Origin of the sequence: Aureimonas sp. N4 (genome assembly GCF_001463925.1) — a bacterium.
In the GTDB taxonomy this organism is placed as follows: domain Bacteria; phylum Pseudomonadota; class Alphaproteobacteria; order Rhizobiales; family Rhizobiaceae; genus Aureimonas; species Aureimonas ureilytica_A.
In genome coordinates, this window is sequence record NZ_BBWS01000051.1 from 1 (window position 1) to 16967 (window position 16967).

Consider the following 16967-nt stretch of genomic DNA (forward strand, 5'->3'; position numbering starts at 1 on the left):
CGACCGCCGATGCGGTCGCGGCGGGCCTCGGCATCGAGGCGCGAGCGGAACTCCTGCCGCAGGACAAGCAGCGCATCGTGCGCGAGCTCCAGGCCGAGGGGCTCACCGTCGCCAAGGTCGGCGACGGCATCAACGACGCCCCGGCGCTGGCAGCGGCCGACATCGGCATCGCCATGGGCGGCGGCACCGACGTAGCGCTGGAGACGGCGGACGCGGCGGCGCTGCACGGACGGGTGCGCGACATGCCGGACATGATCGCGCTGTCGAAGGCGACCATGGGCAACATCCGCGCGAACATCGCCATCGCCCTCGGCCTGAAGGCGGTGTTCCTCGTGACCACCGTCCTCGGCATCACGGGCCTCTGGCCAGCGATCCTCGCCGACACGGGCGCGACCGTGCTCGTGACCGCCAACGCCATGCGGCTCCTCAGGTGGAGGCCGCGGTGAGCGCCGCCGTCGAACGACATCCTACGCTTCGGGCCTCGAAGCCGTCGGCATCCAGAGAACGCCGACCTTCTTCGTCAACGGGAAGGAGCCGTCCGCGTTTGATCCACAACTTCTCTACGAAGAGACCGTCGCCAAGATCGAACGGACTGCCAAGGAAAGTTGAGGACCTGCACCTCGCGCCCGATGTCCGCTTCCAGGCCTACGAAAACGCAGGCTAGAGGTCTCGGAAGGGTCGATAGCGGATGGACCTCTTCCAAATGTCTATTTCCTCGGCCTCAACGGCTCGGTTGGGCGGAAGGTGGATCGACCGTCTCCGGCTAACTGCTTCCTAGCTTCGCATGGGTTCGGTCGACCGCGGGCGAACAGCTAATTGTCAACCTCTCCAAACTATCGTTCGCCTTACGATCGGCCATTGGCGCCGTGGCTTCTCCTCGGGTCCAGAGAGCTAAGAATGCCGCTCTCGGCCTCGATCACAGGCGTTTGTAGGATGGGGACTAACGTGGCCTTCACACGTATCCTGACAGCGCAACGATGGATGCGCGCCGCCGTCATCCGCACGATGCTACGTCACAGCGGCCTTCTCGTTACACTCCTGCTTGTCGGCTTCGCCGTCCTCTATGGAACCATGGTGCTGACGATGCGCATGGAAGCGTGGAACCGAGCGATCGTGTCCTCGGACAACCTGTTGCGGTCCCTGGATAGCAATCTCGAGCGGAGTCTCGGGGAATACCGTGACACGTTCGAGATTCTCGCGACAGAATTGGACACAGCCGAGCACAACAAGCTGGCAGGGGGACATGAGAGGGTTGCGGTGCGTGCTCATGGCGCCCTGATCAAGTCGACAGGCGACCTCTTCCTGTTCGACGAGACCGGAACGATCCAGGAGCGCTCCCATAACCTCCTGGCACGCGAAGCCCTCAAGCATCGTGACTTCCTCGAATTCCACCGACGTGACCCATCATTGGAGGTTCGCATCGGCGCACCTTTCCGGGATCGCGTCAGCGGCAACACGGTGCTGTGGATCAGCCGCCGGCTGAACGGTCCTGGCGGCCGTTTCGCCGGCGTCCTTGCCGGTACGCTCGACACGGGCCGCTGGCGGCAGGCGTTCGAAAGCTTCTCGATCGGCCTCAGGAGCTCGATCAACCTGTTCCATGCCGATGGCACCCTGATGATGCGCGCTCCCTTCGTTGCGGACCGTATCGGATCCAACCTGGCCGGAACCGACAACTTCAAGCGCTTTGCGGCCTCGCCGTCCGGGACTTTCGTCGGGGCGTCGGCGATCGATGGCGAGGAGCGCGCCTATCATTTCGCCCACATCGGCAACACGCCGCTCATTCTCAATGTCGCGACTTCGACTGCCGAGATATACGCGGGGTGGTGGCGGGGCACGTTCGTCAGCGGTGTGATCGTTGCAGTACTTGCCGTGATGGCAGTCGTGCTCCGGCTAGTTCTGTCCCGGGAGTTGCGCCTGCGCCGGGAAAGCGAGACTCGCTACCGCGCCCTCTCGGATGTGGACGGTCTCACGGGCATCGCCAACCGTCGTCGGTTTGACGAGGTGCTCGCCCTCGAATGGTCGAACGCGACCGCTTCGGGAAAGCCTGTGTCGGTGATCATGCTCGACGTCGACCACTTCAAGCTGTTCAACGACCAATACGGCCACCAAGCCGGCGACGCGTGTCTGTGTGATGTCGCCGCGGCATTGCGGAAGGCGGTCGGGCGGTCGGAGGACTTGGTTGCTCGTTATGGCGGGGAGGAGTTCGTGGTTCTGCTTCCCGGCACGGACGCAGCGGGCAGCGCCGTCTTAGCCGAACGTATCCGCAGAGCGGTCCAGGAAACCGCCATCGCGCATGCAGGCAATCCGGAAGCGGGCGTCGTCACGGTGAGCCTCGGCATATCGACTGCGGAACCGTTCGAGGACCGACGTACCGTGCCCTCGTTTCTGGTCTCGTGCGCCGACCAAGCGCTCTACCGAGCCAAGCGGGCCGGTAGGAACAGAGCCGAACAACAGCCATGCCTGTCAACGGAGACGAAGGCACCTGCGCGCGAAAACGAGAATGCACGCCTTGCTGTGGTGGAGCGGAGGCGCTCGCGTCTCATGCACCGGCCCTCCGCGAACTTCGACGACTTGGCAAGGATCGCCGCGACCGCCCTCGAGGCTCAGGTGGCCTTCGTTTCCCTACTGGGCTCGGAGCGACAGGTCTTCATTGGTAAGAAGGGCTCGGACGCCGACGGCATTCCTCGCGAGCAATCATTCTGCGCCCACGCGATCGCCGGCAACGGCGTGCTTGTCGTGGCGGACGCGGGAAGCGATCCTCGTTTCCACGACAACCCACTTGTGACGGGTGAGATGGGAGTTCGCTTCTATGCCGGAGCCCCCGTCGTCGATCCTCAGACAGGGCATGGTCTCGGTGCCGTTTGCGTTGTCGACACTGCGCCGCGGATAGGGCTGACTCCGTTTCAGGAGAGCCTCCTTGCAAGCCTCGCGGACGTCGCGGCGCAACGACTGGCCTCTCCATATGCGTCGACCTTGCCTGCCGAGACTCTGAAGGCCAGCGCAAGTCCGGTCACGACCACCACGACGCGAGAGGGACAGGTATACAAGTCGAAGTCGTCACAGTAGCAGCGATCTTCGGCATGGGGTTCGTCCGCTTTGGGGTGACAGCCAAGATGTCATGAGCGTCTCGGAAGAGGTCGTGAGCGGATGACCTACTTCCGAGCGTATGCGCCCTTCAAACCCAGTCGATCCGATGAGGCGGAATCAGACGGTGGCTTTGGTAGCGGAGGCGATGGCGGCCAGCACTTCCCGTTCCGAGTACGGCTTGCCCACAAAACCGATCGGCTTCCACTCGAGCGCCATGGCCCGGGTCTTCTCGTCGAGGTTGCCGCTGACGAAGAGTGAGGGGATGTTCCATCGCTGGCGCAGCGCCGCAGCCGTCTCCACCCCGTTGGACCCACGGGCGAGATTGACGTCCATGATGGCGACGTCCATCCGCCCCTCGCAACGCTCGGCGAGTATAATCGCTTCGCTCATGTCTGAGGCCTGCCCGGCCACCATGTGCCCGGCTTCCAACAGGATATCCTCGAGATCCAGCGCGAGCAGCATTTCGTCCTCGACGATCATGATGCAAAGGCTCATGCTGCGGCTTCATTGGGAAAGATCACCGCCGATCGGTAACCGTGCTCAGCCGGGAGGGTCTCGACGCGCCCGCCGATCTGTGCGGCCATCGTCTTCACCAGCCGCGTGCCCAAACCCTGCGACGTCGTCACGCCGGAGAAACCGACGCCTTCGTCGGAGACGCTGAGTTCCAGCATGCCGTTCTCGACCTTCTTCAAAGACAGGACGATCGGGCCGGAAGTTCCTTCCGGGTAGGCATACTTCATCGCGTTGGTCACAAGCTCGTTGACGATGAGGGCGATTGGGATCGCCCGTTCCGTCTTCATGAGGAGACGCTCGACGTCAACTTGAAGGAGGTCGCGAAGTTTTGAGTTCGTTGCAAGATCGGCGCAGAGGCCCGCGAGGTAGTCGCCCATCTCCACGACGAGCGGGTTGTCGGTCCGGTAGAGGCGCTCATGAACGGACGTGATGGCCCGGACTCGCGAAATCGCCTGTTCGAAGGCTTCCTTCGTCGAGGGATCCGTCAGGCGCCGTGCTTGCAGGCTGAGAGCGCTGACCACGAGCTGGAGGCTGTTCTTGACGCGGTGATTCACTTCGGCAAGCAGCACATCCTTCTGCGCGAGCAGGCTCTCCTGCTCCTTCAAGGCATCGGATAGTGCGGCCTCGCGGAGCCGATCGGTGGAAACGTCCATCATGACGCCGATCAGCCGCGGCTTGCCCGTCGAGGTCCGCAGGACTTCGCCGCGCGACGTGATGTACTTGATGGCGCCGGTCGCGGGATCGACGACCCGGTAGTCGAAGTGAAGCACCGTCTGGTCGGGGCTCTCGAGTGCGCTCTGTACGGCACTCAAGACCTTCGGCAGGTCGTCGGGATGCATCCTGGCGAAGAAGGGCGCGGCGACGGGGCCACCTTCTCCGGGGCCAAAGCCGAAGATCGCGTCGACCGTCGCGCTGCGCCGCCAGATGTCGGTGTCCGGTTCGTACTCCCACGACCCAAGGTCGGCAGCGTGAAGCGCGACCCGGAGGCGGGCGTCGGCTTCCCGCGTTCGCCTGACGCTCTCCGTCACGTCCATCGGGTTCTGGACGATGTAGCGGACCGATCCGTCAGTGTCCTTCACGGGCGTATGAACCGGGGTCCAGAACCGTTGATAGAAGCCGCCGCCCTCGCTTGCGGGGCGCGGAATGTCATACTGGATGACCGCCATCTCATGCGGCTCGCCGGTCCTCAGGACGTGACGGAGCGACACCTCCAGGGGACCCTGTTCGACGGTTCCAACCGCTTCGGGGTTCTCGGGAAACGCTTCGAGGATGTGCCGGCCGACGATGTCCTCGCGCGTCCGGTCCGTGGTTCTCAGATAGGAGTTCGTCGCGGCCACGATCGTCAGATCGGCGTCGAGCACGAGGTAGGGCTGCGGAATGCCCGCCAGTATTGCAGCATGATCGCTGCTGGCGTCGGTTGCTGTCATGCGTTGCGGCACCTTCGCCTCTCGGACTGCCGGCACTCGGCAATCGCTCAACGCCGTCCAATCACATGGTTCAAAGAGTGTCGATGGCCTCGAGCATCCAATTCAAGTGACGCGACGAGATAGTGGCTATCCCTCCGAGCGTAGACGTGCTGCTCGAAGCCGGCCCCAAGCTAGCCCTTGCGACCATTTTTGATGATGCAGGGTGGCGTGTCCGCAATCGAGCAGTGTATCGCGTATTTGCCGTCCGCATTCGGGCGAACCTGTTGTAGCCTGCAACGGCGGAGAAGGGTCGATAGCGGATGGACCGCTTGCGGGCGTCTGCTTCTCTGCCGCCATAGACCGGACAGGGTGGTTTACCGACTGTCCGCTGTCGGTTGGAATTCGGGGAAAGCTACCCATTGCTGGGGCACGATGGGTCAAGCCCGATTGCTAGGGATGCATACGCTACAGATGCAGGGTGAAACGCGTTTTTGCTTCAGTCTCAGCTCCCTTCCGGCTGTAAAAGCGACTCGCATCCACATTCCACGCAGGCGTCTGCCATTCCATCCGATCGGCGCCCTCTGCTAGGGCGACAGCCTGCGCGCTGGCGAGGAGACGCGCGCCGTGGCCCTGGCCGCGACTGGCTTCGGCTACGAAGAGACATTCGAGATGCGCATAGCGCCGCGCGCGCCAGACAGACCAGTCGAAGGTAACGGCCGCGTAGCCTGCAAGCTCGTCCTCACGCTTGGCGACCAGGAAGCGGATCGGCCGAGACGAGCCAAGGACGAGGGCTGAGAGTTCGCCTTGCGTCAGTGTCGCGGCGCTACGTTCGAAAGCGGCATGTGCCCGGATCAGGTCGTGGAGGTGAGGCACATCCTCCTGCGTGGGCTCGTGGATGGCGCTGCTCACTCCGCAGCGTCCGTCGCCAACTCGAACCCTTCGTCGAGCCATCCCGTGATCCCGCCAGCCATGATCTTCACCGGGCGGCCGAGTTCGGCGAGTCGAAGGGCACCGCGCGCCGCGCCGTTGCAATGGGGGCCGGCGCAGTAGGTGACGAAGAGCGTCTCCGCCGGCCACTGTTCCAGCTTGGAGCGGACGATCTTGCCGTGGGGCAGGTTGATCGCGCCGGGGATATGGCCCGCAGCAAAGAGGGCGGGGCTTCGTACGTCGAGAAGCACGAAGTCGGCCCCGCGCGAGAGCGTGTCGTGGACATCCCAGCAGTCCGTCTCGAACGTGAACTCGGAGGCGAAGTGCTCGCGGGCGATCGGGCTGGGGGCGGCGGGAACGGCGGTGACGGCGCTGGGCATGGCATGCTCCTGATCTGGACACGCGCCCATGTCGCCGTACTCTCCCATCCCTTGCAATTGGCCGAAAGGTCAGAGTACGGGAAGATCATGCCAAACACGTCCGGCCCCCTCGTCGTCGCCCTCCTCTACGACGGCCTCTGCACCTTCGAGTTCGGGATCGTCGCCGAGGTCTTCGGCCTCGCCCGCCCTGAGATGGGCGAGGGCTGGTATCGTTTCGCCAGTTGCGCGGTCGAGGACGGGCCGCTGCGTGCCCATGGCGGGTTCTTGGTGACGCCCGAGTACGGCATCGACCTTCTCGACCAAGCCGACATCATCGTCGTCCCCGGCTGGAAGGGTGAGAACAAGCCCGTACCCGTCGATCTGGTCGATCGCCTCCGCCAAGCCCATGACCGTGGTGCGCGGCTTGCGTCCATCTGTTCGGGCGCGTTCGTTCTGGCTGCGACGGGCCTCCTCGACGGTGGCACGGCAACGACGCACTGGCGCTACGCGAAGGCGCTGCGAACGAGGTTTCCCGCCGTTGCGGTGGACGATGCCTCGCTCTACCGCTCGCACGGGCGCATCCTCACCTCGGCGGGGAGCGCTGCCGGCATCGACCTCCTGATCGAGATCGTCCGACAGGATTTCGGCATGGAGGCCGCCAACTCCGTGGCGCGGCGGCTGGTGATGCCGGCCCACCGCACCGGCGGGCAGGCGCAGTTCCTGGAACGTCCTGTTCCCGCGCGCCACCAGTCAGAGATCGCGCCGCTGCTCGACCGGATGCGGGCCGATCTCGGTGCATCCTGGATGCTGACGCGCATGGCGTCCGAGTGCCATATGAGCCTACGCACGTTCGTACGGCGCTTCACCGAGGCGACAGGCTCGCCGCCGGGCGAATGGCTCATTGCCGAACGGGTGGAGCAGGCCAAACGCCTGCTCGTTGAACGCAGGCACAGCATCGATGAGATCGCAGCCGCCGTCGGCATGGGGTCTGCCGATACGCTGCGGCATCATTTCCGGCGGCGTGCGGGCGTGAGCCCGCAATCCTACCGGGATCAGTTCAGCGCACCGCAGCCTGCCAAGGTGCTGGGTCAATGACCGCTTTCAGAGAATCGCTTACGGCGCTTGAAGGACTGACGAGGGTCGTATCACGGTCTCGACCGATCCGCCGGCCATAGCGGTCTCCAGTGCGCCGCCGAAGGCTTCTACCTTCTCCCGCACCATGAGGTCCGCTTCATCGATCGCAGTCGCACCACCAAGTCCAAGGCGCTGAAGCCTGAGGTGCATCGCCTGTTGCGATTCCATCGCGAGCAGCATGGCATGGGCCGCGGACGCGAACACGGAATTCATGTCGACGATGCGCCCGTCTCGCGGAGGGTTGCGAGGTCCGCCATGGCGCGCCACGTCGCCTCCGCATCGCTGTGTTTCTTCTGCACGTTCGCCAGCAGCGCATCGGCTGCGGCCAATCGGGACTCGTCCGCTCGATCGAGATAGAACTGCGCGAGCGAGGGCTTCATGACGGCACCCCGACGGATGGGGTGGGCATGCGGATCGCGTTCACCTGATCCTCGATCTCCATACGGATCCTGCGCAGACGCTTCTCGACCATCGAGGCAACGATGGTCCGCATCTCGAGGCTTTGCAGCCCGGGGAAGAGTTCGGTGACGAGCCACAGATGCGTGGCCTTCGTAGGAGTGAAGCGGGAAACGGACATGAGAAACCTCGATGGAATGGAGGGGATGAGCGGAATGCCGGTCGTGGCTCAGAAAGTCTTGCCGATCATCCAGCGATGCACGGCATCGTCGGCCTGCTCCTTCGGCAGACCCGTGCGGTCGCGAACCATGGTCGCGAGCTGGGGCTCGTTGTGGATGGTCGTCAGGTCGAACTTCGTCAGAAACGGCCACTGCCTTTGGGCATCGGCCATGTAGCCACGCTTGCGTGCGAGCGTCTCGCCGCTTTCGCCGCCTTTGTATCCGAACATGGGACTGGCTCCGTAGGGCGGAAGCGCCAGAGGCGGGGGCAGCAACCACATCACTAGCCCGTATTCTTCGACACCCTCACGATGAACGTAGTCCAATCACCAGCAATAGCAAATTTAATCGGCCTATCTCCCTTTTATTATTTAAGATCGCGCGAGTATAGGCTTTGGAGGAAGGCGTTTCCTACGCAGAAAAGCGAATCTATCCAAACGACGACGCCGTTTGCCACGGGGTCTACCGTGCGGGTGGACGGTGGCGGCGTCATCGGCTGAAGCGGATGGACCGCTTGCGGGCGCCTGCTTCTCTGCCGCCATAGACCGGACAGGGTGGAAAGACGATGGTCCGCTTCCCGCCGTAAGTTCAGGGAAGCGGACGTTTTTGGATCGCGTATAGGTCAGCTTCTCGACGCGAGTGTTTCCGACACCAGCCGCGCTCCGAGAACGCCAATCACGGCGCCCGCGGCGCGGTCCAGCCATTCCTTCGAGCGCAGATAGGCGGCGCGCGGCCGCTGCGCCGAGAACGCGACAGCCACGACGGCATACCACGAGGACTCCAGCGCCAGGACGAGCGGCGGCAGCGCGAGGTACAGCCAAGCGGGTGCGGGAGCCGGCAGGAGAGCGGCAAAGATGCTGGCGTAGACGATGGCCGTCTTCGGATTGCTGAGTTGCGTGACGAGGCCGAGCGCGAAAGACCGATGCACCGTTGATGGGCGAACTGCATCCGCGTCCGGCAGATCAAGCGGCTCGGTCGACCCGCGCCAGATCCGGATGCCGAGATAGACGAGGTACAATCCGCCGAGCACGCGCAGCACAAGGTACAGCCACTCCACCTGGAGAAGCAGCGTCACGAGGCCGAGCAGCGCGAGCGTGGCGAAGATTGCACCGCCAACGCCCATGCCGAGCGCTGCCGCCAATCCGTCCGGGCGGGACGACTTCAACGAGATGCGGGATACGAGGACGAAGCTTGGACCGGGACTGACGGCGCCGAGGAGAAGGGCGCCGAGGATACCGAGTAGGGCAAGGGACGCGGACATGGGCAAGCTCCTTCGATCGAGTGGAGTGCCCAGGCGAGCGGCGTCGCGAACGATCCGCGCTCCCCGATGGTAATCCATCTATCGTCGCCAGTCACGCGAATTGCGTCACTATGCACTCAACTCCAGCACCACGCAATATGGTCGCAGACAACGAGCGCGAACGTCAGCTTTACGGCAGACTCCATCGGCATCGCGGCGTCTCCGATGGGTCGAAAGCGGATGGACCGCTTGCGGGCGTCTGCTTCTCTGCCGCCATAGACCGGACAGGGTGGAAAGGCGATGGTCTGCTTCGAAGCCAGCGCTGATCAAAGCCGACCTTCCGGTACCGTCCAAGCCAACGCCGCCCTCATTATACACCTGGTAGAGCCGCCAATCGATGGCGGGCCCGATGGAGCGGCTGGGATTGGCCTTGATCTGCGCGGCGGCGCCGAGGTTGTCGGCAATGAAGGCGCGCAACGGGTCGGCATCATAGGCGGCATCGGCGATGACGTGACGAACGCCCTGCAAACCGGCCAGGAGGGTTTCGGCCTGCGGGCGGTCGCCATGCTGGCCCGGTGTCGGGTGGATGCGGATGGGCAAGCCGAGCGCGTCGACGGCGGCGTGCAGCTTGGTCGTCAGGCCTCCACGGGAGCGACCGATACAGGCAGCCTGAGCCCCCCTTTTGCCCCGCTCGCATCGGCGTGGACCTTCGAGATCGTGCTGTCGATCAAGACGTATTCGAAGTCCGGTGTGTCGGCCAGGCTATGGAATAGCCTCTCCCACACGCCCGCATGTGACCAGCGCCGGAACCTGGCATGAACCGCCGTCCACTTGCCGAACACGTCCGGCAGGTCGCGCCAGCGTGCCGCGTTGCCGGCCATCCACAGGATCGCGTCCACAAACAGCCGATTGTCCACCCTGCTACGCCCAGGCGTTCCAACCCGCCCTGGAAGATGACCCTTGATCCCCTGCCTTTGCTCGTCCGTCAGTGTTCGTCTGCTCAAGGCCGGCTCCCTTCGCAAGCCTTGAATCAGAACCACCACTTAACCGGAAGCCATGAATGCAGACGAGACCTAGGGCATCCGGGCCAGCACCTTCGAATCCGGAGGGCGCGTTGTGCGTTGAGACGACGCATCGTCCATGACGGCGGATCGATCCGGATCACAGGCCGTTCCGCTCGCATCTTTAACAGATCGAGAGCCACAGCATGAGCGATGATCCGCGCACCAGCCAGCCGACGAGCTTTCCGGGCGAAGAGCCGCAGGCGAAGCCAGGCTTCGAGACGAAGATGCGCGCCAAGCCGGACCATGGCGAGGAGAGCTATGTCGGCAAGGGACTGCTCGAGGGCCAAGTGGCGCTGATAACGGGCGGGGATTCGGGCATCGGCAAGGCGGTGGCGATCGCCTATGCCCGGGAAGGAGCTGATGTCGCGATCTCCTATCTGGCGGAGGAGCACGCAGACGCGGAGGAGACCAAGGCTTTCGTCGAGAAGGCCGGACGCCGCTGTCTGCTGCTGCCGGGCGACATCCGCGACCGCGACCTTTGCGCCTCCCTTGTTGAGCAGACGGTCGCCGAGTTCGGTGGGATCGACATCCTCGTGAACAACGCCGCGGCCCAGACCACCAACAAAGATCTTGCCGACATCGATGACGACGAGATGCAGGCCGCTTTCCAGGCCAACGTCTTCGCCATGATCCGCCTCACCAAGGCAGCCGTGCCGAACATGAAGCCGGGTTCGGCTATCATCAACACAACGAGCATTCAGGCGAAGGTCGCGACCGAGAGCATGATCGTCTACGCCGCCACCAAGGGCGCCATCTCCAGCCTGACGATCGGCCTCTCGAACCTTCTGGCCCCGAAAGGGATTCGCGTCAACGCAGTGGCGCCCGGCCCGGTCTGGACGCCGATCCAGCCGATCGCCAAGGACGCGGAGACGCTGGAGACGCTCGGTCAGAATACGCCGCTCGGCCGAGCCGGCCAGCCCGGCGAACTCGCCGCAGCCTATGTGCTGCTCGCCTCGCGCGAGGGAAGCTACATGTCCGGCGCGGTCATCCCGATCACCGGCGGCATGCCGATGTACTGACGGGACCGGAGCGCCAGCGGCTTCTTCCGATGGTTCCAGCGGCGAACCGTCGGAAGAGGCCAGGACGCTTGCACCTCATCGCGCAACGCCCGAACGCGCTTCGATTTCGCGAACGAGGCGTGGCGAAGCTCCCGACAATCTTGCGGCGTGACCTAAGTTCTCGGTTCAGTCCGAACCCCTGGGCGGTCCCTCGTGAAGCGTCTCCTTGTCCTCCTTGCCTTGTCTGTCCCAGTCCAGGCCTCCGCCCGCGACATCGGCGAGGTCTCGACAGCCTTCAAGCTGATCGGGCCGAACCACAAGATCGTCGTGACCGCGTTCGAGGACCCGAAGATCGGCGGGATCAGTTGCTATGTCGCCCGTCCGCGAACGGGGGGCATCAAGGGTGCGGTCGGGCTCGCTGAGGACCCGTCCGTCGCCAGTGTGTCCTGTGTTCAGACAGGCCCGATCGTCTTCAACGATCCTATCAGCGGCGACGAGGAGGGCGAGCAGGTGTTCGACGAAAGCCGTTCTCTGATCTTCAAGTCGCTCGAGATCGACCGTCTCTTCGACAAGACGAACGGCAGCCTGGTCTATGTCGCGCGAACGACCCGCCTGATCGATGGCTCGCCGGCGACTTCCCTTTCGGTCGTCGCGCCAATGGCATGGAACGGCACGCAGCCGGACGCTGCAAAAGTTCGCTGACGGAAGACATCCTCACAAGGTTTCCATGGATTTTGCTGGCTTATAGCCGGCGTGATCGCAGACGATGTCCGGTTTCCGTCTTCCGAGTATCCTGATGGCTGTCGCCAAACGTCTCGTTTGGGTGGAACCGGCCCGTTAGGGGTCGGGCAGACATCTAGCGGAATCGGGCATTCAACTCGGTACGAGGTGAGCACCGAACCCGGTGATGTGTTCCGGCGCGGCCTCGGGGCGCAGTTCCATCGACGGGATCTCGTAGTCGCCCCCGTTTTGTCGGCGGAAGGGGATGGGCGGTTCAGCGAACAGGCCACGCATTCGCTCGCGTAGCGCCTGCGCGGTCGCCTCGAAACCCATCTCGTCCATCCGGTCGGCGCGGTACGTCACGAAGGGCGGCAAAACCTCGTAGCCGGGATAGAACAGGACCCCGTGCTGGATCGGGAACAGAAGGTCGTCGATCGGTCCGTTGATGCCGCGCGGTCCATAATGCGACGCCCATCCGCCGGCATTGACGATCAGCATGGCCCGCTTTCCGGCGAGGCGTCCCTCTCCGTAGCGGTCGCCCCAACGCGTGTCGCTGTGCTCGCCGACACCGTAGGCGAAACCATAGGCATAGACCCGGTCGATCCACCCCTTCAGGATCGCGGGCATCGAGAACCACCAGAGCGGAAAGGCCAGGATTAGGGCGTCGGCCCAGAGCAGACCTTCCTGCTCCTGCACGACGTCGTCCGTCAACGTGCCGGTGGCAAAGGCCTCGCCGGAGGCTTGCGGGACCCGCAGGGGCTGCGCCGGGGCAAGGGTTGGAAAGTCCGCACGATCGGCCGCGCTCTTCCAATTGATCGCGTAGAGATCGGTGACGCGCACGGTGTGACCGTCGGCGCTGAGTTGCGCCGCCGCCGTATCGCGCAGGGCGTTCGTCAGCGAGCGGGGTTCGGGATGTGCGGAGACGATCAAGACGTTCATGCAACGATACCTCTTCCGGTTTGAGGCCATCAGAGCTAGACGCAGGTCGGTTCCGTCGGAAGTTGGCGCCAACGCATAGGATTGTTCCGTTCTGTGGATAGGTCTGACGTCACGCTGGAGCGTATGCGCAGCTTCGTTCGAGTTGCGGAGCGAGGCAGCTTCTCGGCAGTCGCGCGCGAGATGGGTGTCGGGCAGGCGACAGTCAGCCGGCACGTGGCGGAACTCGAGCAGGCGCTTGGCACCACTTTAATCAACCGCACAACGCGCCGGCTCAGCCTTACACCCGAAGGCGGGCGCTACCACGAGGACGCTCGCGCCGTCCTGCGACTAGTGGAGGAGGCTGCCGAAGGCTTGTATCGGGCGAGCGATGCGCTCTCAGGCTCGGTTCGCGTTTCCTGCACCGCCGCGCTGGGCGTCCGCCAAGTCGCGCGGGCCCTGTTCGCGTTTCAGGACCGCCATCCTCGCGTCGAGATCGATCTCAAGCTGACCGACACGCGGATCGACCTCGTCCAAGAGGCCGCCGACATCGCGATCCGGCTCGGGACGCTCACGGATAGCTCGATGCAGCGCAAGCATGTCGGCTTGTCGCGCCGCATCCTCGTCGCTTCGCGGGACTATCTCGAACGGCACGGAACGCCAACATCTCCCGACGACCTGCGGCAACACCGAACGATCCGTATGAGCAACGTGGCCGACAGCGGAACGTTGGTGCTGCAAGGGCCGGACCGGAGCATGGCGACCGTGCCGTTCGGCGACCGGCTTCTCTTGGATCATGGGCTGGCGGCGCGCGAGGCGATTGTGCAAGGGCGCGGCATCGCGCCCGCACACCTCTGGCTGATCGACGATCTCTTGGATATTGGCGCTATCGTGAAAGTCCTTCCGGACCACCGACTTGAGCCCGTTCCGCTGTCAATCCTCGCCGCGCCGGGGCGGCTGCGCATCCAACGCGTCCGGCTGCTGGTCGACAGTCTGACTGCCTTCTTGCGAGGGCTGCCGGGCGTCGCCAACTAGGATCGGTTCTTTCGATGCGAGGTCTATGGCCCAAGACGGCGATAAGGGATCGATCGCAGAAGAGAGCTACTCCGTCGATGGCGGTGCGCCTCGCCCGGGCCTTCGCCATCATCGACCCGTTCGGCCCTTTCCCACCTCGAGAAGCTGGCGCATACAATCGCACCATGGGCGAGATGTGGGGCGAGAGCGACTGACCTCGAAACGGAGACAAACATAACCGACCCAAACGACATCCGGAAACAGATCGAGGCCGACACAGCGAGGTTTAACGCCTCCATCAGGACGACCCTTAGGCTCCAGACCATGCTAATGGCGTCCGCGTTCATCCTGTCCGGCATTTTGGTGATCGCTTTCGCGCGCTGAGGCGATCGATCACTCCCACCTCGGTCAGCTGATCCGCGCCGCGCCGTTTCTCCTATGCCGATGTCTGGCCATCCCCATCTGCCAGATCGCAGCACGTTCCATCTGCTCGCGGATCGTCCGCTTGGGGTGGTTTGGGTTTGACGTCCCGGATCTCGTGCCGCGCAAAGCCCTTCCAGGCTTGGCGAACCCTCGTCTTGTGCGGTCCCAGGTTGAACAGCTTGTCCCCGCGATCGGCGAACCGGTAGATCCAGTCAGTTTCACGCGCCATAACGTCTTGGCGGGTCTCCGCCCGGTCCAGGATCGCCAGCTTCGGCATCAAGGGTAGTCCGCTGTAGAGGTGGAGGTGCGATGCGATCCAAGGGTCCGGTTGGATCAGCTTGTGCCCTCGCCGACCGGGAACCTTCGGCTGCGGCATGGAAAGCGTCGACCGGTCGATGAACGGTGAGGAGCCGAGCGTTGCCAGCCAACGGGAGATCGACGGATGTCGCTGCGGCCGCTGATCGCCTGTCCAGCAGCGCATGTGGCTCCCGAAGCGAGAGACGATGTTTTGGGTCTGCCCGACATAGACCGGGAGATTGGTGACCGGATCGCAAATCGCGTAGACCACGAAGGGCGCTCGCTGGAGGCAAACCATGGCTTCGGTGAGGGGTGTGCTGAGGACACGGCGGGGATCGATGAAGGACGCCATCTCGGCTCTCCTCTCCAAGGGTGTATGAACACCCTCCCCTCCCTTTCTCTGCCTTTTGAGCCGCCCGATGGGCTTTTCCCCTCAAGCTCGCGGACGGGCAGCCCACGCCTCACGGTCTTCGCCGCTGTAGTGCCCCCGTTTGATCGGACACTTCGGCTACGAAGATTGAGCTCGAATGAACTCGCGGAGCGAGTGCATTCTGAGCGCGGAACGGGGATGGACCTCAGTATAGTCCTCGATCCATCCGTCGATCTGTCGGAGCGCGGTTGCGGCGTTCGGCAAAGGGTTCACGCGAACATAGTCGCCTTTGAAGGTCTTCACGAAGGCCTCGGACATGCCGTTCGGCTCCGGGCTGCGAACCGGCGTGAAGCAGGGTACGAGGTTGAGCGCTAGAGCGAAGGCGCGCGTTTCCCGGGCGATGTCAGGACTGCCAATGTTGAACAGGTGCTCCACTGTGGTAGGCGTTCGCGTCGATCCGAAGCGCTTCTCAACCGCCTCGACGCCGACCCAGCTGCCGATATGGCGGCTGCCAAGCTGACGCGGTGGCTTCGAGCTTTGCCTCGGGATCTCCAGAACGCGATCGTTCGAGATCGGCCCAATGGCGCAAAAGACTGGAACGACGTCCTCATAGCGGAACCCCAGCCCATTCCCGTCAAGTCGACAAAGGCAGAACCCCAATACGATTGGGACGATGATCCGTCATCCTCCCCGGGGCTTCTGAAAGCCAGCTTATTGCGATGAGAGGGACGGCAACGCCGGAAGAGCATGAGATGCTCCAAATCTGATATCCATACGAGCCCTTGCAGCGAAATATGTATCACCATATGATACACACGCGAAGGGGCGCTTATGATCGTTTCGAACAAAGGCAAGTTTGTGGAAACGATCGTGTCGGGCAAGAACCCGAAGGGCTTTCCGGCCGACCTATTCAAGACGGCCAACCGCCGCCTTCAAGCTGTTCACAATGCGGCGGTGCTGGACGACCTTCGCTCTCCTCCGGGTAATCGGCTGGAGGCACTCAGAGGGGATCGGCAGGGGCAGCATTCCATTCGGATCAACGACCACTGGCGCATCTGCTTCCGTTGGACAGAGCAAGGCGCGGAGGACGTGGAAATCTTAGACTATCACTGATGGACGTCACCCAAGCGATCCTGCGCCATACAGCCAAGGAGGGCATCATGGCACTCACTTTCGCAGACCCGGTACATCCGGGTGAGTATCTTCGTGAAGAGTACCTCATTCCGCTCGGTCTCAGCGCCGGAGCGTTGGCGAAGGCGCTTCATCTGCCGCGCACCCGTATCGAGCGCATCGTGAAGGAAGAGGTGGGTGTCTCGGCCGATACGGCCCTTCGCCTATCCCGGTATTTCGGAACGTCGCCGGATATCTGGCTGAACTTCCAGCGCGCTTGGGACCTGCGCAAGGAAGCGGAGGCGCTGAAAGACGAGTTGGAGCGGATCGTACCGCGTTCTATTGCGGCTTAACGAGCCGCACTGGGTTTTCCCGAAGCTCCAACATTCCCTGGTCATCCTCGCGCAAAACTTTAGCGCTGATGGCTTTCGCCAATACGACGAACGGGTGGTTGCGTGCGTTCGCTTCGCTTCAATTATTGGCTGTGCATCCTCCATCGAAACGGAGGATCAGATGGCTGCTCCAAACAATCAGCGACCAGGGTTCTGCGACGTGGGCCTGCAATCTTCGTAGCCCTCGTTTTTGGTGTGCCGTTCATCCTGTGGAACGCTATCGGCTTCGCTCAGTGCAAGAGTGCTGGCGGGCAGGTGCGGATAGTAGGGCTGGAGCCCCGGTGCTTCATAAACTGGAGCAGCGAGCGCTAACCAGATACGCGTGGCTGAACCACTCGGTATCGGCATTCCCATCGCTGTCAGGCCCCGCAGATTGTCCGACCG

General features: G+C 63.4%; 19 protein-coding genes, 2 pseudogenes and 1 riboswitch. Of the genes and pseudogenes, 8 read left to right on the plus strand and 13 right to left on the minus strand.

The window, feature by feature from the left end; genetic code table 11:
• A partial coding sequence (locus tag AUL28_RS16785) for an HAD-IC family P-type ATPase (protein WP_156420042.1) occupies positions 1 to 446 on the plus strand: 446 nt, incomplete at its 5' end.
• Between the two features lie 499 nt (positions 447 to 945).
• Positions 946 to 3066: a diguanylate cyclase gene (locus AUL28_RS16790; protein ID WP_192843480.1), complete on the plus strand. Its 2121-nt coding sequence runs from the start codon at positions 946 to 948 to the stop codon at positions 3064 to 3066.
• 138 nt (positions 3067 to 3204) lie between these two features.
• Here the strand turns inward: AUL28_RS16790 and AUL28_RS16795 are convergent, their stop codons facing one another.
• From AUL28_RS16795 to AUL28_RS16810, 4 genes are all read right to left on the minus strand, one after another.
• On the minus strand, positions 3205 to 3582 hold the full coding sequence (locus AUL28_RS16795; RefSeq protein WP_062234770.1) for a response regulator: 378 nt from the start codon (positions 3580 to 3582) through the stop codon (positions 3205 to 3207).
• Positions 3579 to 5027, minus strand: a complete 1449-nt coding sequence (locus AUL28_RS16800) for a sensor histidine kinase (protein ID WP_062234774.1) — start codon at positions 5025 to 5027, stop codon at positions 3579 to 3581. Before AUL28_RS16800 ends, AUL28_RS16795 begins: the two co-directional genes overlap by 4 nt.
• Before the next feature lie 444 nt (positions 5028 to 5471).
• On the minus strand, positions 5472 to 5915 hold the full coding sequence (locus AUL28_RS16805; protein WP_062234776.1) for a GNAT family N-acetyltransferase: 444 nt from the start codon (positions 5913 to 5915) through the stop codon (positions 5472 to 5474).
• Positions 5912 to 6313, minus strand: coding sequence for a rhodanese-like domain-containing protein (locus AUL28_RS16810; protein WP_062234779.1), 402 nt, complete (start codon positions 6311 to 6313; stop codon positions 5912 to 5914). The genes AUL28_RS16805 and AUL28_RS16810 overlap by 4 nt, the downstream gene beginning before the upstream one ends.
• A gap of 87 nt (positions 6314 to 6400) precedes the next feature.
• Here AUL28_RS16810 and ftrA point away from each other — a divergent pair, with 87 nt between their 5' ends.
• Positions 6401 to 7387 carry a transcriptional regulator FtrA gene (gene ftrA, locus AUL28_RS16815; RefSeq protein WP_062234780.1) on the plus strand — a complete coding sequence of 329 codons (987 nt, stop codon included), beginning with the start codon at positions 6401 to 6403 and terminating at the stop codon, positions 7385 to 7387.
• 18 nt (positions 7388 to 7405) lie between these two features.
• On the opposite strand, the gene AUL28_RS16820 is transcribed toward ftrA, so the two are convergent.
• The 6 genes and pseudogenes from AUL28_RS16820 to AUL28_RS22765 all read right to left on the minus strand — a co-directional run.
• Complete coding sequence (locus tag AUL28_RS16820; RefSeq protein ID WP_062234783.1) at positions 7406 to 7639, minus strand: hypothetical protein; 234 nt, start codon at positions 7637 to 7639, stop codon at positions 7406 to 7408.
• Positions 7636 to 7806 carry a hypothetical protein gene (locus AUL28_RS22760; RefSeq protein ID WP_156420044.1) on the minus strand — a complete coding sequence of 57 codons (171 nt, stop codon included), beginning with the start codon at positions 7804 to 7806 and terminating at the stop codon, positions 7636 to 7638. Before AUL28_RS22760 ends, AUL28_RS16820 begins: the two co-directional genes overlap by 4 nt.
• The gene (locus AUL28_RS16825) at positions 7803 to 8003 is read right to left on the minus strand and encodes a hypothetical protein (protein ID WP_062234786.1); all 201 of its coding nucleotides are present in this window, start codon (positions 8001 to 8003) and stop codon (positions 7803 to 7805) included. Before AUL28_RS16825 ends, AUL28_RS22760 begins: the two co-directional genes overlap by 4 nt.
• Before the next feature lie 48 nt (positions 8004 to 8051).
• Positions 8052 to 8270, minus strand: coding sequence for a hypothetical protein (locus AUL28_RS16830; RefSeq protein WP_062234789.1), 219 nt, complete (start codon positions 8268 to 8270; stop codon positions 8052 to 8054).
• A gap of 392 nt (positions 8271 to 8662) precedes the next feature.
• The gene (locus AUL28_RS16835) at positions 8663 to 9301 is read right to left on the minus strand and encodes a LysE family transporter (RefSeq protein ID WP_062234791.1); all 639 of its coding nucleotides are present in this window, start codon (positions 9299 to 9301) and stop codon (positions 8663 to 8665) included.
• 20 nt (positions 9302 to 9321) lie between these two features.
• A riboswitch (ZMP/ZTP riboswitch) is annotated at positions 9322 to 9406 on the minus strand.
• Positions 9407 to 9658: 252 nt separating this feature from the next.
• Positions 9659 to 10284 (minus strand): annotated as a pseudogene (locus AUL28_RS22765) (IS5 family transposase); the annotation flags it as partial.
• Positions 10285 to 10487: 203 nt separating this feature from the next.
• Here AUL28_RS22765 and AUL28_RS16845 point away from each other — a divergent pair.
• A complete protein-coding gene (locus AUL28_RS16845) occupies positions 10488 to 11363 on the plus strand; it encodes an SDR family oxidoreductase (protein ID WP_062234796.1) in 876 nt (291 codons plus the stop codon).
• 192 nt (positions 11364 to 11555) lie between these two features.
• Positions 11556 to 12044, plus strand: a complete 489-nt coding sequence (locus AUL28_RS16850; RefSeq protein ID WP_058601720.1) for a CreA family protein — start codon at positions 11556 to 11558, stop codon at positions 12042 to 12044.
• Between the two features lie 171 nt (positions 12045 to 12215).
• Here AUL28_RS16850 and AUL28_RS16855 read toward each other — a convergent pair whose 3' ends face one another.
• Positions 12216 to 13001 carry an NAD(P)H-dependent oxidoreductase gene (locus tag AUL28_RS16855; protein ID WP_062234798.1) on the minus strand — a complete coding sequence of 262 codons (786 nt, stop codon included), beginning with the start codon at positions 12999 to 13001 and terminating at the stop codon, positions 12216 to 12218.
• Positions 13002 to 13124: 123 nt separating this feature from the next.
• Here AUL28_RS16855 and AUL28_RS16860 point away from each other — a divergent pair, with 123 nt between their 5' ends.
• Positions 13125 to 14012, plus strand: coding sequence for a LysR family transcriptional regulator (locus AUL28_RS16860; protein WP_306302767.1), 888 nt, complete (start codon positions 13125 to 13127; stop codon positions 14010 to 14012).
• Positions 14013 to 14427: 415 nt separating this feature from the next.
• On the opposite strand, the gene AUL28_RS16870 is transcribed toward AUL28_RS16860, so the two are convergent.
• Positions 14428 to 15063, minus strand: coding sequence for a GIY-YIG nuclease family protein (locus tag AUL28_RS16870; protein WP_062234804.1), 636 nt, complete (start codon positions 15061 to 15063; stop codon positions 14428 to 14430).
• Positions 15064 to 15219: 156 nt separating this feature from the next.
• A pseudogene (locus AUL28_RS23055) lies at positions 15220 to 15564 on the minus strand (integrase core domain-containing protein); the annotation flags it as partial.
• A 348-nt stretch (positions 15565 to 15912) separates the two neighbouring features.
• Here AUL28_RS23055 and AUL28_RS16880 point away from each other — a divergent pair.
• Together AUL28_RS16880 and AUL28_RS16885 are read left to right on the plus strand one after the other, a co-directional pair.
• Complete coding sequence (locus AUL28_RS16880; RefSeq protein ID WP_062234810.1) at positions 15913 to 16194, plus strand: type II toxin-antitoxin system RelE/ParE family toxin; 282 nt, start codon at positions 15913 to 15915, stop codon at positions 16192 to 16194.
• Positions 16195 to 16241: 47 nt separating this feature from the next.
• Complete coding sequence (locus AUL28_RS16885; protein ID WP_062224266.1) at positions 16242 to 16544, plus strand: HigA family addiction module antitoxin; 303 nt, start codon at positions 16242 to 16244, stop codon at positions 16542 to 16544.
• Positions 16545 to 16967 lie beyond the last annotated feature (423 nt).